20 protein-coding genes are annotated in these 25,306 nt (G+C 59.0%); 11 read left to right on the top strand and 9 right to left on the bottom strand.

Features of this window, described 5'->3' with window-relative positions:
• Positions 1-267 precede the first annotated feature (267 nt).
• Positions 268-1,182: a LysR family transcriptional regulator gene (locus CAF87_RS04830; protein ID WP_085709803.1), complete on the top strand. Its 915-nt coding sequence runs from the start codon at positions 268-270 to the stop codon at positions 1,180-1,182.
• Between the two features lie 50 nt (positions 1,183-1,232).
• Here CAF87_RS04830 and CAF87_RS04825 read toward each other — a convergent pair whose 3' ends face one another.
• Positions 1,233-2,417 (bottom strand): sugar transporter, encoded by a 1,185-nt coding sequence (locus CAF87_RS04825; protein ID WP_085731021.1) that lies wholly within the window; start codon positions 2,415-2,417, stop codon positions 1,233-1,235.
• 145 nt (positions 2,418-2,562) lie between these two features.
• On the opposite strand from CAF87_RS04825, the gene CAF87_RS04820 reads away from it, so the two are divergent.
• The 6 genes from CAF87_RS04820 (at position 2,563) to CAF87_RS04795 (ending at position 10,160) form a co-directional block, all read left to right on the top strand.
• Entirely contained in the window at positions 2,563-3,093 is a 531-nt protein-coding gene (locus CAF87_RS04820; RefSeq protein WP_085731022.1) for a hypothetical protein, read from the top strand.
• Between the two features lie 101 nt (positions 3,094-3,194).
• A complete protein-coding gene (locus CAF87_RS04815; RefSeq protein ID WP_085731023.1) occupies positions 3,195-3,542 on the top strand; it encodes a DUF4190 domain-containing protein in 348 nt (115 codons plus the stop codon).
• Between the two features lie 15 nt (positions 3,543-3,557).
• Positions 3,558-4,010 (top strand): DUF805 domain-containing protein, encoded by a 453-nt coding sequence (locus tag CAF87_RS04810; protein ID WP_085731024.1) that lies wholly within the window; start codon positions 3,558-3,560, stop codon positions 4,008-4,010.
• Positions 4,011-4,281: 271 nt separating this feature from the next.
• Positions 4,282-5,535, top strand: a complete 1,254-nt coding sequence (gene mexE / locus CAF87_RS04805) for a multidrug efflux RND transporter periplasmic adaptor subunit MexE (protein WP_085731025.1) — start codon at positions 4,282-4,284, stop codon at positions 5,533-5,535.
• Between the two features lie 15 nt (positions 5,536-5,550).
• Positions 5,551-8,742 carry an efflux RND transporter permease subunit gene (locus CAF87_RS04800; protein ID WP_085731026.1) on the top strand — a complete coding sequence of 1,064 codons (3,192 nt, stop codon included), beginning with the start codon at positions 5,551-5,553 and terminating at the stop codon, positions 8,740-8,742.
• Positions 8,739-10,160: an efflux transporter outer membrane subunit gene (locus CAF87_RS04795; RefSeq protein WP_085731027.1), complete on the top strand. Its 1,422-nt coding sequence runs from the start codon at positions 8,739-8,741 to the stop codon at positions 10,158-10,160. The genes CAF87_RS04800 and CAF87_RS04795 overlap by 4 nt, the downstream gene beginning before the upstream one ends.
• A 58-nt stretch (positions 10,161-10,218) precedes the next feature.
• On the opposite strand, the gene CAF87_RS04790 is transcribed toward CAF87_RS04795, so the two are convergent.
• The 3 genes from CAF87_RS04790 to CAF87_RS04780 are packed head-to-tail and all read right to left on the bottom strand — an operon-like array spanning position 10,219 to position 13,529.
• Positions 10,219-11,199 carry an HlyD family secretion protein gene (locus CAF87_RS04790; RefSeq protein ID WP_085731028.1) on the bottom strand — a complete coding sequence of 327 codons (981 nt, stop codon included), beginning with the start codon at positions 11,197-11,199 and terminating at the stop codon, positions 10,219-10,221.
• A gap of 4 nt (positions 11,200-11,203) precedes the next feature.
• Positions 11,204-11,404 (bottom strand): DUF1656 domain-containing protein, encoded by a 201-nt coding sequence (locus CAF87_RS04785; protein WP_085731029.1) that lies wholly within the window; start codon positions 11,402-11,404, stop codon positions 11,204-11,206.
• Entirely contained in the window at positions 11,394-13,529 is a 2,136-nt protein-coding gene (locus tag CAF87_RS04780; RefSeq protein ID WP_085731030.1) for an FUSC family protein, read from the bottom strand. Before CAF87_RS04780 ends, CAF87_RS04785 begins: the two co-directional genes overlap by 11 nt.
• A 192-nt stretch (positions 13,530-13,721) precedes the next feature.
• On the opposite strand from CAF87_RS04780, the gene CAF87_RS04775 reads away from it, so the two are divergent.
• The 3 genes from CAF87_RS04775 (at position 13,722) to CAF87_RS04765 (ending at position 18,073) form a co-directional block, all read left to right on the top strand.
• Positions 13,722-14,777: a tetratricopeptide repeat protein gene (locus CAF87_RS04775; protein ID WP_085731031.1), complete on the top strand. Its 1,056-nt coding sequence runs from the start codon at positions 13,722-13,724 to the stop codon at positions 14,775-14,777.
• Positions 14,778-14,903: 126 nt separating this feature from the next.
• Positions 14,904-16,406, top strand: coding sequence for an ATPase domain-containing protein (locus CAF87_RS04770; protein ID WP_085731032.1), 1,503 nt, complete (start codon positions 14,904-14,906; stop codon positions 16,404-16,406).
• On the top strand, positions 16,403-18,073 hold the full coding sequence (locus tag CAF87_RS04765) for an ATP-binding protein (protein ID WP_085731033.1): 1,671 nt from the start codon (positions 16,403-16,405) through the stop codon (positions 18,071-18,073). The genes CAF87_RS04770 and CAF87_RS04765 overlap by 4 nt, the downstream gene beginning before the upstream one ends.
• A 12-nt stretch (positions 18,074-18,085) precedes the next feature.
• Here the strand turns inward: CAF87_RS04765 and CAF87_RS04760 are convergent, their stop codons facing one another.
• Genes CAF87_RS04760 through CAF87_RS04740 form a run of 5 tightly spaced genes read right to left on the bottom strand, consistent with a single transcriptional unit; the run spans position 18,086 to position 24,630 of the window.
• Positions 18,086-18,463, bottom strand: a complete 378-nt coding sequence (locus tag CAF87_RS04760; protein ID WP_085683718.1) for a response regulator — start codon at positions 18,461-18,463, stop codon at positions 18,086-18,088.
• Between the two features lie 44 nt (positions 18,464-18,507).
• Positions 18,508-19,722: a hybrid sensor histidine kinase/response regulator gene (locus tag CAF87_RS04755; protein WP_085731034.1), complete on the bottom strand. Its 1,215-nt coding sequence runs from the start codon at positions 19,720-19,722 to the stop codon at positions 18,508-18,510.
• Complete coding sequence (locus CAF87_RS04750) at positions 19,716-20,309, bottom strand: chemotaxis protein CheB (protein WP_085731035.1); 594 nt, start codon at positions 20,307-20,309, stop codon at positions 19,716-19,718. The genes CAF87_RS04755 and CAF87_RS04750 overlap by 7 nt, the downstream gene beginning before the upstream one ends.
• Positions 20,306-21,139, bottom strand: a complete 834-nt coding sequence (locus CAF87_RS04745) for a protein-glutamate O-methyltransferase CheR (RefSeq protein ID WP_085731036.1) — start codon at positions 21,137-21,139, stop codon at positions 20,306-20,308. The genes CAF87_RS04750 and CAF87_RS04745 overlap by 4 nt, the downstream gene beginning before the upstream one ends.
• Complete coding sequence (locus tag CAF87_RS04740) at positions 21,139-24,630, bottom strand: response regulator (RefSeq protein ID WP_085731037.1); 3,492 nt, start codon at positions 24,628-24,630, stop codon at positions 21,139-21,141. The genes CAF87_RS04745 and CAF87_RS04740 overlap by 1 nt, the downstream gene beginning before the upstream one ends.
• Positions 24,631-24,893: 263 nt before the next feature.
• Here CAF87_RS04740 and CAF87_RS04735 point away from each other — a divergent pair, with 263 nt between their 5' ends.
• Positions 24,894-25,259, top strand: a complete 366-nt coding sequence (locus CAF87_RS04735) for a response regulator (RefSeq protein ID WP_085731038.1) — start codon at positions 24,894-24,896, stop codon at positions 25,257-25,259.
• Positions 25,260-25,306 lie beyond the last annotated feature (47 nt).

Raw genomic sequence — 25,306 nt, 5'->3', positions numbered from 1 at the left:
AAACCTCGTCAAAGTAACCTCTAATGCCCTGAACTCTATCTGGGCTTTCCAGCCAAGACTATCAGTGGCTATTAATAGTCGACATGCCTGTCATTGATTCCGCAGTATGGCCAGCATTGAGCAAATCCATGAAAAAACTGCTGCATCCATCTCAGTAAAGCTGAATTACCCGGTGCAGACTACCAGCCTTTCCCCGTAAGATTCATGCCGGCCATTGTTCTCATATGGTCGCTCTCGTCAAGCTTGATGACTCTGCCAGGACTCCAGATGAATCGTAATGACCTGCGTCGTGTCGACCTGAACCTGTTGATCGTATTCGAAACGCTGATGCACGAACGCAGCGTGACCCGTGCTGCGGAAAAGCTGTTTCTCGGCCAGCCAGCGATCAGCGCGGCGCTTTCACGCCTGCGCGGTCTGTTCGACGATCCGCTATTTGTACGCACTGGGCGCAGCATGGAACCGTCCGCCAGGGCAGTGGAAATCTTCGCCCTGCTCTCGCCTGCCCTCGATTCGATTTCGACAGCCGTCAGCCGCGCGGCCGAATTCGACCCGGCCACCAGCACTTCGGTATTCCGGATCGGCTTGTCGGACGACGTCGAATTCGCATTGCTGCCGATGCTGCTCAAGCGCCTGCGCGCCGAGGCGCCCGGAATCGTGCTGGTGGTCCGTCGCGTCAACTACATTCTCATGCCCGGCCTGCTCGCTTCTGGTGAAATCTCGATTGGCGTCAGCTACACCACCGACCTGCCGGCCAACGCCAAACGCAAAGTGTTGCGCCGCAGCCAGCCAAAACTGCTGCGCGCCGATACCGTGCCGGGGCCGCTGAGCCTGGACGATTATTGCGCCCGCCCGCATGCTCTGGTGTCGTTCGCTGGCGACCTCAGTGGTTTTATCGATGAGGAGCTGGAAAAACTCGGACGCAAACGCCACGTAGTGCTGGCCGTGCCGCAGTTCAATGGATTGAGTACATTGCTGGCCGGAACCGACATTGTCGCGACGGTGCCGGATTACACCGCTGATGCGCTGACGTCTGCGGGTGGTGTGCGCGCAGAAGATCCGCCGCTGCCGACCCGTACGTTTGAACTGCACATGGCCTGGCGTGGGTCGCAGGATAACGATCCGGGAGAGCGTTGGTTGCGGTCGCGTATTCAGATGTTTTTTGGGGATCCGGACAGCCTCTGACAAGCCTTTCCGAAACCGCTTTGCTATCGGTAGCAAAGCGGTTCAAGAACTCAAGCAGAAACCCCGGGCTGAGTAAGCCGATAGACCGACAGGCAATAAATCAACAACGCCAACCCCGCCAGCATCCCGCCTACAACCCCGACATAAGCAAAACCAAACTGGCTCCCCACCCAGCTCCCCATCAACGCCCCGCCACCAATGCCGATGTTGTAGATCCCAGAAAACAGTGCCATCGCCACATCGGTCGCGTCAGGCGCCAGCACCAGAACTTTGGACTGCAACGCCAGACCAAATCCCATGATCGCCATCCCCCAGAAGATACTCAGCGCGCACAGGTATGAGACCTTGCCGTTCAATGGCAGCAGCAACGCCAGACACAACGCGAGCAACGACACGGCGACGATCAGAAAGCGCTGCGGGCTGTATCGGTGCAGCCAGCTGAACAGCAGCGATCCGAAAATCCCCGCGCCGCCGAATAACAACAGAATGAGCGTGACCGTCTCGCCACTCATGCCCGCCACGACCTGAACGAACGGTTCAATGTAGCTGTAGGCGGTGAAGTGAGCCGTCACAACCATCGCGGTCAGGATGTAAATCGCTACGAGCGCCGGTCGCTTCAACAACAAGGGCAGACTTTTCAGTGATCCCGAGTTCTGGCTGGGCAACAACGGCAGAACCCTGGCCAGCCAAAACACCAATGTTGCCGCCAACACAGCGATCGCAATAAAGGTGGTTCGCCAGCCCATCGCCTCGCCCAATATCCGGCCGAGGGGAATGCCCAACACCATCGCCAGGGAGGTGCCGGTTGCCAGCAAACCCAATGCCTGGACCTGCTTGCCCGGTGGCGCCAGTCGCACTGCCAGAGAAGCGGTGATGGACCAGAACAATGCATGGGATAACGCCACGCCGATCCGGCTCAGCAACAGGACGGCGAAGCTGGTCGCCAGACTCGACAGGATATGACTGACGATGAACATCGCAAACAGCACGATCAACAGCTTGCGCCGCTCGACGTTGCGCGTCAGTAGCATGATCGGCAGCGACGTCAGAGACACCACCCACGCATAGATGGTCAACATCAAACCGACCTGAGCCGACGTCATGTCGAAGCTGCTGCCGATCGAACTCAACAGACCGACAGGGACAAACTCTGTAGTGTTGAAGACAAACGCAGCGAGTGCCAGCGCAATGACCGCATGCCAATTGCCGCTGGTTGTAGTCGTAGAGTTGCTCATTTGAATGTCGTGCCCATCTGTCGGTTTTGCGTACACCAATTGCCGGAAAGCCTCAGACGACAGGTGGTTCGATGGCGACTTTACTATAAAAGCAACGGCGACTTGTCCGTCGCGTGGGAAACCCTCATTCACGCTCAAGACTGAAATGCCTGAACAATTCAATGTCTACACCACCACGTATTACAGCGAGCTGTTCGGAGGGGTATGCATGTTGCCCGACGATTACGCGGGCGATCCGCAGCCTGATAGAAAAGAGTTCTATGCCGATGCCCACGCCACGCCTTTCACTTCCGAGTTCGAGATAGCGGTGAGTCGCAAGGTCGGAGATTGTTTCTTGGTGCTCAGTGGCATTGATTTCAATATCGGTGGTCACTCTGCGACAGACGAAAAAACGATCGGCACGTCCTCGGTCGGCCTCAAGGTTGAAACATTCCTTGGGGAGAATGAAAAACTGGCGACACGAATCGATGAGCAAATACTCGCCGTGCGTTGCCATTGGCAAGATCCATCGTCTGATCGTTCCCTGAAATCCAGTCTTCACTGCCGAGGGCTGGACGCCAATGGCAACGAACGCAAGGGGCCGGAACTGGGTATGTTGAAAAACAGACAGCTTCAAGGTCTGACGTTGCGCTTGAAGGTCAGTGTGGACGATGAACCCGGAAACTCTGGCTCATGAGTAATGGCAAAGTGCCTAATGACAAAACCGGTAATAAAGTTTAATTTAGCGCCGCCTCGACCGACGGAAGGTCGGGCATTCGCACTCAGTTAAGGAAAACGATGGCAATGGTCTATTGTCGTGCTTGCGCCAAGGAGCTACACGAAACGGCGCTCACCTGCCCCCAATGCGGGGCTCCTCAGCAGGCCTCAGTGCCGCAAACGCAAGCCGAAATGCCTTGGCTGGCCATCGTTTCGTTGATCCTCGGAATTATCAGCGCACTCACCCTGTTTGATGATTCCGAATGGGACAGAGACGCGATTGTCGGAGTGGGAATTCTCAGCCTCGCGGGCCTCATTTGCGGCATCGTCTGTATCAACCAAAAACACTCAGGAAGAAACCTCGCGATTGCCGGCATTGTTTTGTCAGGTATTGCCGCGTTTGTTTTGTCCTGTTTATCGATTGAATAATTTTAGGGAAAAAATATGAGCATGGTTTTCTGCCGCGGTTGCGCCAAGGAAATTAGCAGCCTGGCCGTGGCTTGCCCTCAGTGCGGGGCACCTCAGGCGACCCAACAGTCCTTTGCAAGTGGGCCTGCCATTGCAACGGGCAACCCCTACCTGGAAGCACTGAAGAACTACGCCGAATTCAAAGGCCGCGCCACTCGCCGCGAATACTGGATGTTCGTTCTGATCAACATGGGCATCTGCATTGTCATCGGTGTTCTCGATGCGATGCTCAATACCAAGGGTGTCCTTTACAACCTCTACAGCCTGGCGATGTTGTTGCCGAGCATCGCGGTAGGTGCACGCCGCATGCACGACACCGACCGTAGCGGCTGGTGGTTGCTGCTGCCGATCGTCAACCTGGTGTTTCTGGTGCAAGACAGCCAGCCAGGTCCGAACCGTTTCGGGCCGAACCGCAAAGGCATCAACTGAGTCACTGCGCTACACGTTGATCGAGACGGCCACCATGGCCGTCTCTTTGTATCTGCCGTACAGAATGCTGTTTGACCTCATCCTTGCAAGTCGCGCAATACAGATTTGTCATCATTTCATTTGATAGCCCCCTAACGAAAGGTGCATGCTAGAGGGCTTCGCTCGGTCTTATATCATTCCGAATGATAGTTACCTTCGTGTCATTCGATTCGTTTGCTATCTACCTGCCGAGCATCATCCGCCCATCTTCAATACATTGGCGGATGCATCCATGGAACAATCACTCAAACATTTGCGCTTCCCGTTGGCTCTGTTGGCCGTGATGGTGATGAGCGCCTGCGGCAAGACTCCAGAAACCGCAGCCGCCATGCCTGCTGCCAAGGTCAGTGTGGCCAAGGTGCTGGAACAACCGGTCAACGAGTGGGACGAATTCACCGGGCGCCTCGAGGCACCGGAAACCGTAGAAATTCGTCCACGGGTCTCCGGCCAGATCGACGAAGTCGCCTTCACCGAAGGTGCGCTGGTCAAGAAAGGCGACCTGTTGTTCCAGATCGACCCGCGTCCGTTCCAGGCTGAGGTTCGCCGCCTTGAAGCTCTCGTAGCCCAGGCTCGCGCCAACGCCACCCGCAGTGAAAACGAAGCCGGCCGTGGCGAACGCCTACGTGCCAGCAACGCCATTTCCGCCGAACTGGCTGACTCGCGTACCAGCGCTGCACAGGAAGCACGTGCCGCTGTCGGCGCCCTGCAAGCACAACTGGATCTGGCCAAACTGAACCTGAGTTTCACCCGTGTAACCGCACCGATCAGTGGCCGCGTCAGCCGCGCCGAGATCACCGCGGGCAACCTGGTGACCGCCGACACCACTCCGCTGACCAGCGTTGTGTCCACCGACAAGGTCTACGCCTACTTCGACGCCGACGAGCGTGTGTTCCTCAAATACACCCAACTCGCCCGTCAAGGTCAGCGCGGTGCAACCACTCCGGTGTACATGGGCCTGTCCAACGAAGACGGCAACCCGCACCTGGGCCAGATGAACTTCGTCGATAACCAGGTCAACCCGAAGACCGGCACCATCCGTGGTCGCGCCGTGTTCGACAACAGCGACGGCACCTACACCCCAGGCCTGTATGCACGCCTGAAACTGGTCGGCAGCGGCACCTACAACGCCATGTTGATCAACGATGAAGCGGTCGGTACCGATCTGGGCAAGAAGTTCGTGCTGGTGATGGATGGCGACAACAAGACCGCCTACCGCGCCGTAGAACTCGGTCCGAAGATCGAAGGCCTGCGCATCGTGCGTAGCGGCCTGAACAAGGACGACACGATCATCGTCAAGGGTCTGCAACGGGTTCGCCCTGGCTCCCCGGTCACGCCTGAAGTGATCCCGATGGCCAGCGAGCAAACCATTGCTGCACTGGCTCAACAACGACAAGCGCTGGAAGCCAGCAACCTGCCCAAAGTCGCACCAGCCAAAAGCGCGACTGGATCGGTTGTGAAACTGGCTGCTGCGACCCCACGCGGTTAAGGGACGACAACTCCGATGAATTTTTCCCAATTCTTCATTTCACGGCCGATCTTCGCAGCGGTACTTTCGCTGCTGATCCTGATCGCCGGTGCGATCTCGCTGTTCCAATTGCCGATCAGCGAATACCCGGAAGTCGTGCCGCCGACCGTGGTAGTACGTGCCAACTTCCCGGGTGCCAACCCAAAAGTCATCGGTGAAACCGTGGCGGCTCCACTGGAGCAGGCCATCACCGGCGTCGAGAACATGCTGTACATGTCCTCGCAGTCCACCGCTGACGGCAAGATCACCCTGACCATCACCTTCGCCCTGGGTACTGACCTGGACAACGCGCAGGTGCAGGTGCAGAACCGCGTGACCCGGACCGAGCCGAAACTTCCAGAAGAAGTGACGCGCATCGGTATCACCGTCGACAAGGCCTCGCCCGACCTGACAATGGTTGTGCACTTGACCTCGCCGGACAAACGCTACGACATGTTGTACCTGTCCAACTACGCAATCCTCAACATCAAGGATGAGCTCGCTCGTCTTGGTGGTGTCGGTGACGTGCAACTGTTCGGTATGGGCGACTACTCGCTGCGTGTATGGCTCGACCCGAACAAGACCGCTTCGCGCAATCTGACGGCCACTGACGTGGTCACTGCCATTCGCGAGCAGAACCGTCAGGTCGCCGCCGGCCAACTGGGCGCGCCCCCTGCCCCGAATGCCCAGAGCTTCCAGCTGTCGGTCAACACTCAGGGCCGTCTGGTCTCCGAGGAAGAGTTCGAGAACATCATCATCCGCGCCGGCGACAACGGTGAAATCACTCGCCTGAAGGACATCGCCCGCGTCGAACTGGGTTCCAGCCAATATGCTCTGCGTTCACTGCTGAACAACCAGCCGGCCGTGGCGATCCCGATCTTCCAGCGTCCGGGCTCCAACGCCATCGAAATCTCGAACGAAGTTCGCGGCAAGATGGAAGAACTGAAGAAAAGCTTCCCGCAAGGCATGGACTACAGCATCGTCTATGACCCGACGATCTTCGTGCGCGGCTCCATCGAGGCGGTGGTCCACACCCTCTTCGAAGCGCTGATCCTCGTGGTTCTGGTGGTGATCCTGTTCCTGCAGACCTGGCGCGCCTCTATCATTCCGTTGGTGGCGGTTCCGGTATCGTTGATCGGTACGTTTGCGGTGATGCATTTATTCGGCTTCTCGCTCAACGCGCTGTCGCTGTTCGGCCTGGTACTGGCGATCGGTATCGTGGTGGACGACGCCATCGTGGTGGTGGAGAACGTCGAGCGGAACATTGAACTGGGGCTCAACCCCTTCGATGCGACCAAAAAGGCCATGGGTGAGGTGACCGGCCCGATCATTGCCACGGCGCTGGTGCTGTGTGCGGTGTTCGTACCAGCGGCATTCATCTCCGGCCTGACGGGTCAGTTCTACAAGCAGTTCGCACTGACCATCGCGATCTCGACCGTGATCTCGGCCTTCAACTCGCTGACCCTGTCGCCGGCGCTGGCCGCTGTGTTGCTTAAAGGTCACGACGCACCGAAAGACCGCTTCTCGCGGGTGCTGGACAAGATCTTCGGTGGCTGGCTGTTCCGTCCGTTCAACCGCTTCTTCGACCGTGCCAGTCATGGCTACGTCGGTACCGTGCGCCGGGTTATCCGTGGCAGTGGCATCGCCCTCTTCCTGTACGCAGGCCTGATGGTGCTGACCTTCTTCGGCTTCTCCAGCACGCCGACCGGTTTTGTACCGGGCCAGGACAAGCAATACCTGGTGGCCTTCGCGCAACTGCCGGACGCCGCGAGCCTGGACCGTACCGAAGACGTGATCAAGCGCATGTCCGACCTGGCACTGAAACAGCCGGGTGTGGAAAGCGCCGTAGCGTTCCCGGGCCTGTCGATCAACGGCTTCACCAACAGCCCGAATGCCGGCATCGTGTTCGTGACCCTGAAACCGTTCGAAGAGCGTAAAGACCCGAGCATGTCCGCCGGTGCGATTGCCGGTGCCTTGAACGGCCAGTACGCAGGGATTCAGGAAGCGTACATGGCGATCTTCCCACCGCCGCCGGTACAAGGTCTGGGCACCATTGGTGGTTTCCGCCTGCAAATCGAAGACCGGGGCAACCTGGGCTACGAAGAGCTGTACAAAGAGACCATGAACATTATTGCCAAGAGCCATAACGTTCCGGAACTGGCCAACCTGTTCACCAGCTACACCGTGAACGTGCCGCAAGTCGATGCCGCAATCGACCGGGAAAAAGCCAAGACCCACGGCGTGGCCGTCAGCGACATCTTCGACACCCTGCAGATCTACCTGGGTTCGCTGTATGCCAACGACTTCAACCGCTTCGGGCGCACCTATCAGGTCAACGTTCAGGCCGAGCAGCAGTTCCGCCTCGAATCCGACCAGATCGGCCAGCTGAAAGTACGCAACAACAAGGGCGAAATGATCCCGCTGGCGACCTTCATCAAGGTCAGCGACACCTCGGGGCCGGATCGCGTGATGCACTACAACGGGTTCATCACCGCTGAAATCAACGGTGCGGCAGCCCCCGGCTACAGCTCCGGCCAGGCCGAAAAAGCCATCGAGAAACTGCTCAAGGATGAACTTCCGAACGGCATGACCTACGAGTGGACCGACCTGACCTATCAGCAGATTCTGTCCGGCAACACCGCGCTGTTCGTGTTCCCGCTCTGCGTATTGCTGGCGTTCCTGGTGCTCGCCGCTCAATACGAAAGCTGGAGCCTGCCACTGGCGGTGATCCTGATCGTACCGATGACCCTGCTGTCGGCCATCACCGGCGTGATCATCTCCGGCGGCGACAACAACATCTTCACCCAGATCGGTTTGATCGTACTGGTGGGTCTGGCCTGTAAGAACGCGATTCTGATCGTCGAATTCGCCAAGGACAAACAGCAGGAAGGTCTCGATCCGCTGGCCGCTGTACTGGAAGCTTGCCGTCTGCGTCTGCGGCCGATCCTGATGACCTCGTTCGCGTTCATCATGGGTGTGGTGCCACTGGTGTTCTCCAGCGGTGCCGGTGCAGAGATGCGTCATGCCATGGGTGTGGCAGTGTTCTCCGGGATGCTCGGGGTGACCTTCTTCGGTCTGCTGCTGACGCCGGTGTTCTATGTACTGATCCGCAACTTCGTGGAACGCGGCGAAGCTCGCAAAGCGGCCAAAGCGCACAACCTTCCAAAGCCGCTGGAGGCGCACCAATGAGTCTGAAAGTCTTCCTGCCAAGCCTGCTGATACTGGCCCTGAGCGCCTGTGCAGTCGGTCCCGACTACAAGACCCCAGCCACGGAGGCGGCCAACATCACGGCCGCCACCGACGGCGCCGCCGGCCAAAAGAACTTTGACCGTTCGAAGTTTGAAGGCATCTGGTGGCAGCAGTTCGACGATCCGACCCTCAACCAGTTGGTGACTCAATCGCTGCAAGGTAACCGTCAACTGCGCGTGGCGTTCGCTCGCTGGAAAGCTGCACGGGCGATCCGCGACGACGTCAGCAATGACGCCATGCCAACCATCACCAGCCGCGCCAGCAGCGATCTGGCCAAGGGACAGATTCCCGGCCAGACCACCAAACGGGTCAACAGCGAACGCTATGACCTGGGTCTGGACATGGCCTGGGAAATCGATCTGTTTGGCCGCATCCAGCGCAATCTGGAAGCCAGCGACGCCGACCAGCAGGCTGCCGAAGCGGATCTGTACCAGCTGCAAGTCACCATGATTGCCGAACTGGTGGACGCTTACGGTCAACTGCGCGGTGCACAGCTGCGGGAAAAGATCGCCGTGGCCAACCTGGAGAATCAACAGGAGTCGCGCAAGATCACCATCAGCCTGCGTGACGCCGGAGTTGGCGACCAGCTCGATGTCGAACGTGCCGATGCGCGTCTGGCATCGGTCGAAGCCAGCGTGCCGCAATTGCAGGCCGAACAGGTTCGCCAGAAAAACCGCATCGCTACCCTGTTGGGCGAGCGTCCGGACAAGCTGACCGTCGACCTGAGCCCGAAAGACCTGCCAGCCATCGCCAAGGCATTGCCGATCGGCAATCCAGGCGAGCTGCTGCAACGTCGCCCGGACATTCTCAGCGCCGAACGCAAACTGGCTTCCGCCACGGCGCGTATTGGTGTGGCCAAGGCCGACCTGTTTCCTCGGGTCAGCCTCAGCGGTTTCCTCGGCTGGACGGCCGGGCGTGGCTCGCAGATCGGTTCCTCGGCGGCCAACGCCTGGGCGCTGGGCCCGAGCATCACCTGGGCAGCGTTCGACCTTGGCAGCGTGCGGGCCCGTTTGCGCGGTGCCGACGCCGATGCTGAAGGCGCACTGGCGACCTACGAGCAACAAGTGCTACTGGCCCTTGAAGAGTCGGAAAACGCTTTCAGTGATTACGGCAAGCGTCAGCAACGGCTGATTTCGCTGATCCGCCAGAGCGAATCAAGCCGCAAGGCTGCCGATCTCGCTGAAATCCGCTATCGCGAAGGCACCACGGACTTCCTCGTGCTGCTCGACGCCCAGCGTGAACGTTTGAACGCCGAAGACAGTCAGGCGCAAGCCGAAGTCGATCTGTATCGCGGCATCGTCGCGATCTACAAGGCCCTCGGTGGCGGCTGGCAGCCAGAAACGGTCGCCAGCAAGTAACAGTTTTTTAAAGAGCTCCTTTGGTTGGCCGCAACCAACCAATTTTTTGCCCCGCGTATCATTCGGTCGCGGGGCTTTTTTGTGCCTGTCTTTCATGGTTTTCCAGCACCGTGACGGTCGCCGTGGTGCCTGCCCTCAAACGACCCTTGCCAGCGTAATCCGGGTCGATCCCGATTCGCACGGGCACTCGCTGTGCAAGTTTTACCCAGGTGTAGCTGGGGTTGATGTTGGCCAGCAGTCGGCTGCCCGGGGCGTTCTCCCGGTCAGCAATGGCAAAGGCGATGCTTTGCACAGTGCCGCCAAACTTTTCGCCGCTCATCAACTCGATCCGCACGCGGTCGCCCTCCTCGATCCTTGGCAGTTTGGTTTCCTCGAAATAGCCACTGACATAGAACGAATCGCTGTCCACCAGTGCCAGCAGCGCGCCGCCAGCCACCGCGTAATCCCCCTGACGGGTCAACAGGTTGGTGACATAACCGCTGACCGGCGATTCGACACGGGTACGTTGCAAGTCCAGCTCGGCCTGGGTCAGTGCTGCGATCGCCAATTGCACGTTGGCTTCCGCCAGGCCCAGATTGGCCTGGTTGCGCAGCAGATCGGCCTGAGCCACGGCCACTTCGGTGCTGGACTTTTCCCACTCTTCCCCCGAAATCGCAAAGCCCTGCTTGAGCGTACGCCTGCGCCGTTCTTCGCTCTCGCGTTGCTTGAGCAAGGCCTCGCTGGCGACGATGGCGGCACGGGATTGACCGAGCGCGGCCCTGGCCACTTCCACCGAACGCTTCGCATGTTCAACCGCCAGGCTGTAGCGAGCCGGATCGATCTCCAGCAGCAATTGGCCCTTGTCGACATGCTGGTTGTCCTGCACCGCCAGACTGACGATACGCCCCGAGACATCCGCTGAAAGGGTCACGACATCCGCCCTCACCCGCGCATCTCGTGTCCATGGGGCTCGGGTGTAATGCTCCCAGGCGAACCAGCCGAGCACGATTGCCAGCAGCACCACTGCCAATGTCGTCAATCGAGTTAGCAACGTCTTCAAGGCATCAGGCTCCCATCAGCAAAATCAAAGTGGCGCAAACACAGGCGTACAGTGCGCCTTCGAACAGCGCTTCATGCCAGACCAGACGCAGCACACCGAGGCGGCGCAATACCCAGTCCAGCAATAGAAAGATCGGTATGGCCAGAATCAGGGCCTGAGCAATGGGCGGTAGGTAGACGCCACCGACCTCGAAATCAATGGGCAAGGGCCGGTACTCCTTCAGGGGCGTTGTGTTGCAGATACTCACCATGACGCTCAAGGAACGAGACGACGATCAACAGCGCCACACGCATGCGAAACACTGACCACAGATGCTCGTGCGTGGCGGCATGCAGGTCATCCAGCTGGTCACCGAGAGCATGCAGCGTCGTCAGCAAGGCTGGAAGGCGCACATCCGGACGGCCAGCGACAAAGCGGCCGGCCTGGCGCAAGGCGGCCATCAATTGCTGGCCGAAAGTGTCCGTGAGCAAGGCGTTGCCCTGCACCTGTTGCCTGAGCTGGTGGATGGCCACGCCAAGTGCCACACAGGCGAGGCTGATTTCGTAGCGTCGTTGCATGTCCGGATCATTGGCTGCCGGCAATAGCCCCAACATGGTTGTCAGGCGATCGACCATGCGGCTTTCGAACGCGAACTGCTGTTCGTCTGTAGCGGGCACTTTCGTCAGTTGATACACCTGCTCCCGCGCTTCGTTGTAGAACCGACGGATTCGCAATACCGGGCGAAACGGAAAAATCCATGCATAGACGATCAGTGCCAGCATCGCCGCACTGACATAGGCACCTGCAAACTCGAACCACTGAATAGCGGTGTTCTGCCCGGTGCCGATGTTCTGCGGACCGAGTATCAAAAAACTCGACAATCCCAGCCCCATGCCGATGCCCGCCGTGGCCGGGCTGGCCAGCCCAACCGCGATCACATAGAGCAGAGGCGCCAGTAACAGCGCCAGCCATTCGAAATCGTTGACCGCCGGCACCAGCATGAACTGATACAGCGCCGAAACCACCAGTGCCAGGCCCAATCCCCGGGCGTAACTCTGTGCGGCTATCAAAGGTCGCGGGAACGTTGCCATCAGTGAACACAGAATTCCCACCAGAATCATCCCGCCACGCGCACCGTCCCATGCCGTTTCGATCCAGATCAGCCCGGCCACCAGCAATGCACTGAAGGCCCGGATGGCATTCATCGTCGCCAGGGTGAAGTCCAGGTGCAGCGCACTGGACTGGCCGCGAAACATGCAACTGGCCTCCCGCCCTTCCTGTATCGCTTCGCTCAGTTCGAGTATCTGCTCCAGTTGTTGCAGCAGTCGGGCCTGCTCCCAACGCAGTGCCCATGCCAGCGAACGCAAGGTCGCGCTCATGTCTTCGGTCAACTGTTCAGCCCTGTAGGCCAGCGCTTCGAATTGTTGCTGCAGGACAACCAATTGGTGCCTCATGTCTTCCGGCAGTGAACGCCCGTACTGTGCCAGTTGATCGAGAAACGCCAGCTCATCGGCACGCAAACGCTGGACCTCCAGCGGCAGGTCGCCGTCCCAGCGCTCGGTCAGCAATTGGCGTTGATGACGCAGGGCCGTCAGTCGCGAAGTCAACAGCATCAGTTGATTGCCCAGCATCAACACCAGATTGTTGGCACTGCGCAGACGCGGGGCATCGAAATACAGATGTCGGCGCAGGCCTTCCAGCGCACTGATTTCTCCGAGCAGCTGCATTTGCCGTCGCTGGAAATCGGCTTCGCTCTCTTCGGTGCGAATCACCGCAGCGGCATGGGTGGCAACCAGTTTGATTACCTGATCGACTTTGGCAAAGTAGTTGCGCGAAACCGCCTCGGGCCGCGCCGTCAGCAGGCTGACAACACAGACACAGGCCACCGCGAGCAATGTTTCTGTGACCCGGGTAACCGCCAGCAGGAAGGTCCCGTCCTGATCCGGGATCGCCAGCAGTGCCACCACCACGGCGGTGTAACCACTGAGTACGAACGCCTGGGAACTGGTGTAGCGCAGCAGTGTGCCACCGGCCGTGCACAGGGCCAGCCACAGCGCCAGGGTGGTGATGAACGGCAATGGCGCCTGAGGGAAAATCGCCATGATCAGCACCGCCACGGCAGCGCCGAGGGTGGTGCCGATGACCTGACCAAAACTGCGGGCCAACGCCATTCCGGCCAGAGGCTGACTGATGATGACCACCGCCATGATCGACCATTTGGGTTGATCCAGGTCGAACAGGAACGCCAGGTACAGCGTCAGCAGCCCCGCCGCGATGGTGCGCAGGGCAAACAACAACACCGCCTGACCAGGAAGGATCACTGTCTTGAAATAATTGAACAGGGCTTGCATGAACACGCTCGTCAAAGGAACTTCACAAAGCGTAGTCACTGCATCGCGAGCCCGACGGTTTCCAGAGCCGACAGATGTTGTAGGGATCTTCATCCTCAGTCGCAGGCCATATCGGGCAGAGCGTTTGACTCAAGGCTTCAGCTGACCGAAGCTTGGCCCCTCTGCGTCAATAGAAAAGCTTCGGATACTTGCATGCCTCAGTCCCGCCGCTATTTGCTCATCAGTCTTGGCCTCGTGCTTGCCCTCCTGGTTGCGTGGCTGTCCCTGCGCAGCACCGCGCCCGTTGTGCCGGAATCAATCAAGCATGGTTTCAGTGAAGCGCTGGCCGCCGCCCGAGCCGGTCAACCGGGCGCGGCGCGGGTTTTGTACCAACAACTGGGGCGTCCGGACCTGTCGGTCAAGCGGCGTGTCTGGCTGCATGCCGAACTGCCGAACTACCCGAGCCCGCAAGCGCTGAAACTGGCCGATGCCGATCTGCAGAACGAATCCCCGGATGTACGAATGGCGGCGATCAGGAGCGTGACCGGCCTGGTGCCGGGCGGCCAGCGCAGTCTTTTGCTCGGCCCGTTGCTCGACGATGAGGATCAGGACGTTCGATTTACCGCGATCAACGCCCTGCTCGGTTTGTCCCCCGATCAGTTGGGCCTGTATTTCGCGCCGTTGCAGCAAGGCATCGACGTGTGGGAGCAGGCACTCAAGAGTCAGCCGGAAAGCGCCGCCAACTATGTCCAGCTGGCGCGCCTTTATCTGCACAATGCCGAGCTCAAGCAGGCGCAGGAAGCCCTTGAGCAAACCCTGCGCCTGGATCCCGCCAACCTGCCGGCGTTGGTGATGCAGATCGAAGTGCTCGACCGTCAGGGCCAGAGTGATGCCGCCCGACAATTGCTGGCCCGACAATTGAAGGCTCAGCCGGATTCGGCCTATCTGCAACATGCATTGGGTCTGTGGCTGCTGCATCACGATCAACGCGAATTCGCCCTGCTCGGCCTGTCCAAGGCCGTGGAACTGGAACCTGACAACAAGGAGTATCGCTACGACCTCGCCACCACGCTGCACAGCGCCGAGGAGCTCGAAGCGGCGCAGAAACAGTTACAGGAAATCGTCCAGCGCCACCCGGCCGACCGAAAGGCGCGGGTACTGCTGATCAATTACTGGAAGGAAAGTGGTCAATTGCAGAACGTGCAGGTTTTGCTGGCCCAACTCGAACAGATGAATCCGGACGATCCGTCGTTGCAGCAAGGTCTTTGAACGAGGTCTGACGCCTCCACAAGAAATTCGGAACCGCCGTCTCGGCAAAGGGTCAAGTAAACAGGCAGCCCGCAAAGGCGTACACCGCCCGCTGCCTCGTTTCCCCTAGTCATGAGAGGGCATTTTTTGTCTACATCGAACGAGTTGATCAGCGCAAAAGCCGCCACGGGCATCGAAGGGCTGGACGACATTCTGGCCGGTGGCTTGTCTCGCAGTCATGTTTTCCTGCTGGAGGGCGAGCCCGGTACCGGTAAAACCACGGTCGCGTTGCATTTTCTTCTGGCCGGCGCCCGTGCCGGCGAACGCTCGTTGTACATCACACTGTCCGAAACCGAGCGCGAACTGCGCCAGGGTGCGGCGTCCCACGGCTGGGAGCTGAACGAGAACATCGAGATTTTCGAGCTGACGCCACCGGAAAGTCTGCTCAACGCCGAGCATCAACAGAGCCTGCTGTACTCCTCGGATCTGGAGCTGGGCGAAGCCACCAAACAGATTTTCGAAGTGGTCGAGCGATTCAAACCGACCCGTGTGGTACTCGACAGCCTGTCGGAGATCCGCCTGCTGGCGCAAAGCTCCCTGCGTTATCGCCGCCAGATCCTGGCGATCAAGCACTACTTTGTGCGATATGACGCGACGGTACTGCTGCTGGATGACCTGACGACAGAGTCCCTCGACAAGACCGTGCACAGCGTGGCCCACGGTGTAATCCGCCTGGAAGAACTGACCCCCAACTACGGCGCCGAACGCCGACGCGTGCGGGTGATCAAGTACCGCGGCCAGAAATATCGTGGCGGTTTTCACGACTTCATCATCATGGGCGATGGCGTACACGTCTTTCCGCGCCTTGTGGCGGCCGAACACCGCGGCGATTACCCGCGCGTGCAATTGACCAGTGGCATCAACGAAATGGACGCGCTGCTCGGAGGCGGGATCGAAACCGGCTCCAGCACGTTGATACTCGGCCCGGCCGGTACCGGCAAATCGCTGATATCGATGATCTTTGCTGCCGCTGCGGTCACGCGTGGCGAGAAAGCGGCACTGTTCATTTTCGATGAAGAACTGGGGCTGCTGTTCGAGCGCATGAGAAACATCGGCATTGACCTAAAGGCTCTGCAAGCCACCGGTAATCTGCTGATCGAGCAGGTCGACGCTGCCGAACTTTCTCCCGGCGAGTTCTCCCACCGGGTACGCCGCTGCGTCGATGAAGCCGACATCAAGACCGTGGTGATCGACAGCATCAACGGTTATCAGGCCGCGATGCCGGAAGAGAAAGCACTGGTCCTGCACATGCACGAACTGCTGCTGTACCTGAACCGCAAAGGCGCCGCGACCTTCATGACCGTCGCCCAGCACGGTCTGGTCGGCGATATGCAGACGCCGGTCGACATCACGTACCTGGCCGACACGGTCATTTTGCTACGCTATTTTGAAGCTCTCGGTAAAGTGCGTCGGGCTATTTCGATCATCAAGAAACGCACCGGCAGCCATGAATCGACGATTCGTGAATACCGGATTTCCGCTCAGGGAATGACCATCGGCGAGCCGCTGGAAGCTTTCCAGGGTGTACTGCGCGGTGTTCCGACCTACTTCGGCGCGAGCAATCCGCTGCTCAAGGAAGACAACTTGTGACCGTCACCGTCCCGCTGTCCGAACGGGCGCTGATCCTCGCGCCCCTGGGTCGCGACAGCCAAATTGCGCTGATGATCCTAAAAGAGGCCGGTTACGGTGGCCTCATCACCTCCGGCCTGAGGCATCTGTGCGCTGAACTGGAACCCGGCGCCGGTTTGCTGCTGATCGCTGCTGAAGCCTTGAATGGCCCGGAGCTCGAAGGCCTGCTGCTGTATCTGGAGCAGCAACCGGCATGGTCGGACTTGCCGATCGTCCTGCTCACCCATCACGGAGGATCCGAACAAGGGCCTTCTTCGCGTCTCAGTGAATTACTGGGCAACGTGACATTCCTTGAGCGCCCTTTCCATCCGGCGACCCTGATAAGCCTGGTTTCCACTGCTCTGCGCGGGCGACGACGACAGTACGAAGCCCGCGATCGTCTGATCGATCTGAGCGAAAGCGAACGACGCCTGCAATCGACTCTCGAAACCCTTGAGCAACAAGTCGAGGAACGCACGGCGCAGTTACGGCACAACGAAGAGGCCCTGCGTCAGTCGCAGAAAATGGAAGCGGTCGGCCAACTCACCGGCGGTATCGCCCACGACTTCAACAACATGCTGACCGGGATCATTGGCAGCCTCGAATTGATGCGCCGGCGTCTTGCCCGTGGTCGGACAGATGATCTCGACAGCCTGATCGATCTGGGCGTGACCTCCGCCAACCGCGCCGCCGGCCTGACTCATCGTCTGTTGGCGTTTTCCCGCCGGCAGTCACTGGACTCCAAAGCGGTGCAGATGAATGACCTGGTGCGATCGATGGGCGAACTGCTGCAACGCAGCCTCAACGAAAGCATCCAGTTGGACATGCGCCTGCACGAACAACTGTGGGTGGCCGAGGCGGATCCCAATCAACTGGAAAGCGCCCTGCTCAACCTGGTGATCAACGCACGCGACGCGATGCCCGATGGCGGCAATCTTGTAGTCGAAACCGGTAATCAGGTGCTGGATCGCGACTTCACTGCGACTTACAGCAATCTGTCGCCGGGCGATTACGTAGTGCTAAGCGTGACCGACAATGGCTGCGGCATGCCGCAGAGCGTGATCAACCGCGCATTCGATCCCTTCTTCACCACCAAACCCATCGGCCAGGGCACAGGTCTGGGTCTGTCGATGATCTATGGTTTCAGCAAGCAATCCGGTGGACATGTTTCGATCGACAGCGAAATCGATCAAGGCACCACGGTGAAACTCTATCTGCCACGTTTCCAGGGCGAATCCCTGCCCCACACCGTGGTGGACATGGAGCAGGCGCCCGATGCCGTGGAAGGCGAAACCGTATTGATCGTGGAAGACGACCCAGCCGTGCGCGTGCTGATCAGCGCGGTATTGAGTGAGTTGGGCTATGGCTTTGTCGAAGCCAGTGACGCCGATGGCGCAGTGCCGATCCTGGATTCGGCGCAACGTATTGATCTGCTGATCAGTGATGTCGGCCTGCCGGGCATGAATGGCCGGCAACTGGCGGAAATCGGCCGACAATATCGGCCGGAACTGAAAGTCCTGTTCATCACCGGTTACGCCGAGCACGCGGCGGTGCGCGGCGGGTTTCTCGACCCCGGCATGCAGATGATCACCAAGCCGTTCACCTTCGATCTGCTGACGGCGAAGGTGCGGGAGATGATCAAGAGCTGAGACGGTTAACGCTCAAGCCAGCAGTTCCTGAATCTTCTCCTGCAACACATCCAGATCGAACGGTTTTTCCAGGATCGGCGCCCGGCGGGTGATGGGGCTGCCGGTCTCGCGGATTTCCTGCGGATAGCCGCTGATGAAGATCACCTTCAGATCCGGACGTAACTTGACGGCGGGTTCGGCGATCTGCACGCCGGAGATCCCGCCAGGCAGGCGGAAATCAGTAATCAACATGTCCAGATGCGGCTTGCTCGCCAGAATCTCGAACGCCTGCTCACCGTTTTCGGCCTGCAATACGCGATAGCCCTGGCTTGACAGATAGTCTGTCAGGACCATCAGGATCACCGGTTCGTCCTCGACGACGAGTACTACATCTTGTGCATCTACACTCATGGGAAGCCTTTGTTCGTTCAATAGCTGCTGATACGACCGTGTGGTCACTCAGAGGTTGCGTTTGTTTTGCCGTTTTCCTGGAGCGGCAGACAAACGCGAAACAGGGCGCCCTCGTTGATCTTGCTTTCGACGACGATGGAGCCGCCATGGGCGGCGACGATCTGTTCGGAAATGAACAGACCCAGCCCGAGGCCGGCCACCACCGTCTTGGCAGAGACCCGTTCGAACTGTTGAAAAATGCGCTTCTGGTTCTCCTCGCTGATGCCGATGCCCTGATCCTGAACTTCGACCCGGGCTTCATTGCCTTCGCGATAGACCCGTACCTGGATCGGACTTTTACCGCCATAACGCAACGCGTTGGTCAGCAGGTTCGACACCACCTGCTCGATACGGAATTCGTCCCACTCCCCTTCCACCGGCTCGGCAGCCGTGAAGCTGACTTCAGTCTCGGCGGCTTCGATCTGCTGGGCGAAATTCTCCAGCAGAGTGCCCACCAGTTGCACGAGATCGAAGCGACTCGGCCGGATCGACAACTTGCCGGTGCGGATTCGCGACACGTCGAGCATGTCCTCGATCAGGCGGATCAGGCTTTTGATCTGGCGCTCGTCGCGGTCGACCATCGCGTGCATCTTGTCGAGGGTAAACGCGGCGGCGTTGTCCCGGGCCAGGTGCATCTTGCGCAACTGGGTTTCGAGGATAAGGCCGTTGAGCGGCGTGCGCACTTCGTGGGCGACGATGGACATGAAATCGTCACGCATGCGCACCGCTTGCTCCAGTTCGCCTTGCGTGCTCTGCAACTGTTGAAGCAGCGCTTCCTGCTCGCGGCGACTCTGCTCGAGCGCCTCGACCTGTTGCTTCATCGCCTTGCTCTGGCGGTACAGGTCGACGAAGACGTTGACCTTGCTCTTCACCGCGTGGATATCCAGCGGTTTGTGCAAGAAGTCCACCGCGCCGCTTTCGTAGCCCTTGAACGCGTAATTGAGTTCACGGCCGGCGGCGCTGACGAAGATGATCGGGATGTTCTTGGTCTTCTCGGTGCCACGCATCAATTCCGCCAGTTCGAAGCCATTCATGCCTGGCATCTGCACATCGAGAATGGCCATGGCGAATTCGTGTTGCAGCAGCAGAGACAGCGCTTCGTCCGCCGACAGCGCTTTGTAGACGGTGCGGTCTTCGCGTTTGATCAGCGCTTCGAGAGCCAGCAGGTTCTCGGGCAGATCGTCGACGATCAGCAGTTTTGCCTGGATATTACTCAGCATGCGATTCGTTCCAGCTCGACAAGCAGACGGCCGATGTCGTGGATGGGAAGTATGTAATCCGGTTGATGTGTCTTCAGCGCCGCGCGAGGCATGGTCGCGACCTGCGCTTCGTCCGGATCCTGCACGATAGTCAGCCCGCCCTGACGTTTGACCTGCGCCAGGCCCCGCGCACCATCATGGTTGGCACCGGTCAACAGTACCGCGGCCAGCGCTGGCCCGTAGGCATCGGCGGCGGACTCGAACAGAAAGTCGATCGAAGGTCGCGAATGATGCAAACGGTCTTCAAGGCTCAGCGACAGGCTGAGATCCTGCTCCACCGAAAGGTGATAACCCGGCGTCGCGAAGTACACGGTGCCGGGCGAGATGTCCTGTTTGTCGATGGCTTCTTTCACCGGCAGCGCCAATCGGCGGGCGAACACATCGGCGAGCTGGCTGCGACGCTCTTCCGGCAGATGCAGGACGATGATGATCGGCAGCCCGAACCCCGCCTGCAGCGAACCGAGTAGCGTCAGCAAGGCCTCGACGCCACCGGCGGAAGCTCCGACGACAATCGCCTCGACCCGAGGCAAATCCGCTGCACTGTTCATGATTTGCGGTAGATCCGTTCTTGTTTCACCAGCGGCTCGAACTGGTTGGAGTAGCCGGAAAAATCCAAAGTTTCCTTGCTGCCCAATACCAGGAAGCCTCGGTGGCACAATGATTCATGGAACAACCCGAATGCTCGATCCTGAAGTTTTTTGTTGAAGTAAATCAACACGTTACGACATGAAATTAATTGAGTTTCGGAGAATACACTATCGGTCGCCAGGCTGTGATCGGCGAAGGTCACGTTCTCGCACAGGCTCTTGTCGAAAATCGCGTAACCATACGCAGCAGTGTAGTAGTCGGCAAACGAGCGCTGGCCGCCGGCCTGCTGATAGTTGGCGGTGTAAGCGCGCACGTTTTCCATCGAAAAGATTCCCTGCTTGGCCTTTTCCAGCGAGTGCGGGTTGATATCGGTGGCGTAGATGATCGTGCGGTCGAGCAGACCTTCTTCGCGCAGCAGGATCGCCATCGAATAGACCTCTTCGCCGGTGCTGCAACCGGCGATCCAGATCTTGATCGACGGATAGGTCTTGAGCAGCGGCACCACTTCCTGGCGGATCGCCAGGAAGTGCGACGGATCGCGAAACATCTCGCTGACCGGAATCGTCAGCAATTGCAGCAACTGCATGAACGCTGTCGGGTCGTGCAGGACCTTCTCCTGCAACGCCGAGATGGTTGCGCATTCGAACTGGCTCAACGCATGTTGCACCCGGCGCTTGATCGAAGCGCCGGAATAATCACGAAAGTCGTAGCTGTACTTGAGGTATATCGCCTCGATCAGCAGCCGCAGTTCGATTTCACTGTTTCGTTCAACGGAATTACTACGTTCCACTAAATGCGTTCCATCTTCGGCAACCACACGCGAATCAGCGAGAACAGGCGATCCAGATCGATGGGCTTGGCCAGGTAATCATTGGCGCCCGCCTGCAGGCAGCGCTCCTGATCGTCCTTCATGGCCTTGGCCGTCACCGCGATGATCGGCAGCTTGCGCCAGCGCGGATTCTTGCGGATTTCCATGGTGGCTTCAAAACCGTCCATTTCCGGCATCATCACGTCCATCAGCACCAGGTCGATGTCCTCGACTTCATTCAGTTTTTCAATCGCTTCGCGACCGTTACGGCCGATCACCACGACTGCACCCTTGGTTTCCAGCGCACTGGTCAGGGCGAAGATGTTACGTACATCGTCGTCCACCAGCAGCACTTTACGACCTTCGAAGACCTTGTCGCGGCTGCGGGCGGTCTTGAGCATCTTCTGCCGTTCATGGGACAACTGCGATTCGACTTTGTGCAGAAAGAGTGTGACCTCGTCCAGCAGGCGTTCCGGCGAGCGCGCGCCCTTGATGATGATCGAGCGCGAATACTTGCGCAGATCAGCCTCTTCGTCGCGGGTCAGGTTGCGTCCGGTGTAGACGATGACCGGCGGGAACGAGCAGATGTCCTCGGTGGACATGCGTTTGAGCAGATCGTTGCCGAGCATGTCCGGCAGCTTCAGGTCGATGACCATGCAATCGAAGATCGTCGTGCGCAGCAGCTCCAGCGCGTCCTGCGCCAGGCCGACGGCGGTGATTTCAATGTCGTCGTCGCCGATCAGGCGGGCAATGCTTTCCCGTTGCAGATCATCATCCTCGACCAGCAGCACGCGTTTGACCTTCTGGGTCAGCTTGGCTTCAAGGCGCGCGAACACGTCCTTGAGTTCTTCGCGGGTGGTCGGTTTGACGGCGTAACCGATAGCGCCCATGTGCATCGCGGCTTCGACGCGGTCTTCCACGGAAATCACGTGCACCGGGATGTGCCGGGTTTCGGCGTGTTCTTTCAGACGCTGCAGAACGGTCAGGCCCGAATGATCCGGCAGGCGCATGTCCAGCAGGATCGCGTCCGGAACAAACTCTTTCGCCAAGTCATAGCCTTCATCTGCACCGTGGGCGACCAGGCACTGATAACCCAGTTCGTGGGCCAGGTCGTAGAGGATGTGGGCGAAATTCGGCTCGTCTTCCACCACCAGGATGCAGCGGGTGTCGAACGGAGCCTTGTTACGGTCGTCGTTGAAACGCGGGATATCGACGGTGGCCAGCGGCGAAACCGCGACGGTAGGTGTAATAACCGGTGCGGATGCTGGCGGACTGAAGGTCAGCGGTGCGACCGGCGCATCGCCCGGTTCGCGGTATTGCTGCGGTAACACCAGCGTAAAGGCACTGCCCTGCCCCGGCGCGCTGCTGACGCTGATCGAGCCGCCCAGCAAGGTCGCCAGGTCCCGGGAGATCGACAGGCCCAACCCGGTGCCGCCGTATTTACGGTTGGTAGTGCCGTCGGCCTGACGGAAGGCTTCGAAAATGCTTTCCTGCTGGTCCTGCGCAATCCCGATCCCGGAATCACGGACGATGAAGGCGATGCGTTCGTCCGGCTGGCCGGCGATGGTCAGGCTGACCGTACCGTGCTCGGTGAACTTCACAGCGTTGGACAGCAGATTTTTGATCACCTGCTCCAGGCGCTGGCGGTCGGTGAACAGCGTGCTCGGTGCGTCTGGTTGCAACTCGACGCTGAACGCCAGTTTCTTGTCCGCCGCCAGTGGTTCGAATACACCGCGCAGCCCCTCGGCCAGGCGCGAGACGCTGGTATTTTCCGGAACCACTTCGAGTTTGCCGGCCTCAACCTTGGAAATGTCGAGAATATCGTTGATCAGGTTGAGAAGATCGTTGCCGGCGGAGTAGATCGACTCGGCAAATTTCACCTGCTCGGCGCTGAGGTTATCCTGCGGGTTTTCCGCCAGCAGCTTGGCCAGGATCAGCGAACTGTTCAGCGGTGTGCGCAGTTCGTGGGACATGTTGGCGAGGAACTCGGATTTGTATTTGCTCGAACGCTGCAACTCTTCGGCGCGCTCTTCGAGTTGCACCTGGGCCTGATTGAGCTCGGTGTTCTTCTTATCCATGGCGTCGCGTTGTTCGGCCAGGGTCTGGGCCTGTTCGGCCAGTTGCTCGTTGGTCTGCTCCAGCTCCACTTGCTGGGTTTCCAGGTGCGCCTGGGACTCCTTGAGAATCCGCGACTGCTCTTCCAGTTCTTCGTTGGCGGTTTTCAGTTCTTCCTGTTGTACCTGCAACTCTTCGTTTAGCTGCTGGGTTTCGGCCAGGACTTCCTGCAGACGCTGACGATAACGCGCCGCCTCGATAGACGTGCCGATGTTGCCGGCAATCAATTCGAGCAGCGCCACGTCGCGCTCGGTCAGCGGACGCAGGAAGCCCAGTTCGATCACACCATTGACCCGGTCGTCATCGCTGGTCGGCACTACCAGCACGCTGTGCGGCAGGCCTTCGCCCAACCCGGAGCTGACCTTGAAATAATCCGATGGCACCGGGTCCAGGCGAATCAGCCGCGCCTGCTGTGCGACCTGCCCGACAATGCCTTCACCGCTGTAGATCGATTGTCCCTGTTCTTCCTGCTCGCGGGAGAAGCCATAACTTGCCACGCGCTTCAGGCCGCCATGCTCTTCACGCACATAGAGCGCGGCCACGGCGGTGCCGAGGTATTGGGCACAGAATTGCAGAATGTTGCGACCCAGCAGGTTGAGCGTCAGTTGCCCCAGCACCTGCTCGGCCAGTTCGGACTGGCCATTGCGCAACCAGGCTTGTTCCTCCAGACGATCGGCACTGGCCTGTTGTGCAGCGAGGTTGGCGCTGTAACTGTCCGAAAGACTGACCAGATCGCGACGGCCGACGTAGGCCAGTAAACCGCTGATCCCGGCGATGAACAGTAAATACAGGCTGATGCTCCAGATCGTGGTGCGGCGCACGTCTTCATTGCGGGCGGTGCGCAACGTCTGCTCGGTATCGATCACGTCTTCGAACTGCTTGCGAATCTCGTCGGTCAGGCGCTTGCCGCGCCCGGCCTTGACCGCAGCCTTATAGTCGCCACTGGCGCGCTGCAGGTCGATCATCGATTGAGCGTAGGTCGTCCACTCGGTTTGCAAGGCTTGCAAGCGACGCAGGCGGTCGGTCTGCACCGGGTTGTCGGCGGTCAGTTCAAGCAAGGTGTCGAGCGCCACGTTGATACGCGGCTTCGCCGTTTCATACGGATCGAGGAAGTGCTCGTCGCCACTGAGCAGGAAACCGCGCATGCCGGTTTCCAGGTCGACGGTGAGTTTCACCGCCTCGTTGGCGTTATTGATCACCCGGTCGGTGTGTTCCACCCACTGGATCACTGACAACAGATAGGTGATCAGGGAAATGAAGAACACCGCGCTGATCGCACCCACACCCAAAGGCAGGCTGACGTTACGACTCAGTAGTTTGCGAAACCGTTGTTCATCAACCGAAGACGGAGAGGACATGTGGCAGCCTTGTCGAACTGTTGAAAACCAGGGAGTTTGCCCCAAAACGGCGGCATGGATCCATTTTTCTCACAGTGTTAGCACTGTTTTCCCACATTTGCCTACGCCGAATCGCAGGCCTACGGTTATCCTTGCGCGCCCGTTTGCGCCTATTCTTTTTTGTATCCATTCGGGAACTTGTGGCTATGCGCCACTTACTCATGCAAGAGCCCGGCATTTTTGATCGACCGGCGCCCCATCCCCCATTCTTGAGAGCCGCCACTATGTCCACCACCGCGTCCACCATCCTTGTAGTAGAAGACGACACCATCGTGCGCATGCTGATCGTCGACGTACTGGAGGAACTGGACTTCAAGGTGCTGGAAGCGGACGGCAGCGAACAGGCCCTGGCAATCATCAAGGACGCGAATCAGCACATCGATCTGATGATGACCGATGTCGGGCTGCCGATCATGGATGGCCGTCAATTGGCCACCGAGGCCCGCAATATCCGCCCTTCACTGCCGATTCTGTTTGCCAGCGGTTATGCCGAGACCATTGAAGTGCCGGCAGATATGCATGTGATCGGCAAACCTTTCTCGATCGATCAACTGCGCGACAAGGTGAAAAGCGTTCTAGGTCAAAACTGACACAAACGGCCTTTCCAACGCGGATTCAACCTCAGGATATGTTCTAA

Origin of the sequence: Pseudomonas sp. R38(2017), from assembly GCF_002112395.1 — a bacterium.
In the GTDB taxonomy this organism is placed as follows: domain Bacteria; phylum Pseudomonadota; class Gammaproteobacteria; order Pseudomonadales; family Pseudomonadaceae; genus Aquipseudomonas.
Note: the sequence above shows the minus strand (reverse complement) of the source record. Positions and strands in the feature narration are given on the sequence as shown.

Bases quoted from the DNA above. Each gene is read 5' to 3' on its own strand.
- CAF87_RS04830 (WP_085709803.1), top strand. From the start codon at position 268: ATGAATCGTAATGACCTGCGTCGTGTCGACCTGAACCTGTTGATCGTA.
- CAF87_RS04825 (WP_085731021.1), bottom strand. From the start codon at position 2,417: ATGAGCAACTCTACGACTACAACCAGCGGCAATTGGCATGCGGTCATT.
- CAF87_RS04820 (WP_085731022.1), top strand. From the start codon at position 2,563: ATGCCTGAACAATTCAATGTCTACACCACCACGTATTACAGCGAGCTG.
- CAF87_RS04815 (WP_085731023.1), top strand. From the start codon at position 3,195: ATGGCAATGGTCTATTGTCGTGCTTGCGCCAAGGAGCTACACGAAACG.
- CAF87_RS04810 (WP_085731024.1), top strand. From the start codon at position 3,558: ATGAGCATGGTTTTCTGCCGCGGTTGCGCCAAGGAAATTAGCAGCCTG.
- mexE (WP_085731025.1), top strand. From the start codon at position 4,282: ATGGAACAATCACTCAAACATTTGCGCTTCCCGTTGGCTCTGTTGGCC.
- CAF87_RS04800 (WP_085731026.1), top strand. From the start codon at position 5,551: ATGAATTTTTCCCAATTCTTCATTTCACGGCCGATCTTCGCAGCGGTA.
- CAF87_RS04795 (WP_085731027.1), top strand. From the start codon at position 8,739: ATGAGTCTGAAAGTCTTCCTGCCAAGCCTGCTGATACTGGCCCTGAGC.
- CAF87_RS04780 (WP_085731030.1), bottom strand. From the start codon at position 13,529: ATGCAAGCCCTGTTCAATTATTTCAAGACAGTGATCCTTCCTGGTCAG.
- CAF87_RS04775 (WP_085731031.1), top strand. From the start codon at position 13,722: ATGCCTCAGTCCCGCCGCTATTTGCTCATCAGTCTTGGCCTCGTGCTT.
- CAF87_RS04760 (WP_085683718.1), bottom strand. From the start codon at position 18,463: ATGAGTGTAGATGCACAAGATGTAGTACTCGTCGTCGAGGACGAACCG.
- CAF87_RS04755 (WP_085731034.1), bottom strand. From the start codon at position 19,722: ATGCTGAGTAATATCCAGGCAAAACTGCTGATCGTCGACGATCTGCCC.
- CAF87_RS04750 (WP_085731035.1), bottom strand. From the start codon at position 20,309: ATGAACAGTGCAGCGGATTTGCCTCGGGTCGAGGCGATTGTCGTCGGA.
- CAF87_RS04740 (WP_085731037.1), bottom strand. From the start codon at position 24,630: ATGTCCTCTCCGTCTTCGGTTGATGAACAACGGTTTCGCAAACTACTG.
- CAF87_RS04735 (WP_085731038.1), top strand. From the start codon at position 24,894: ATGTCCACCACCGCGTCCACCATCCTTGTAGTAGAAGACGACACCATC.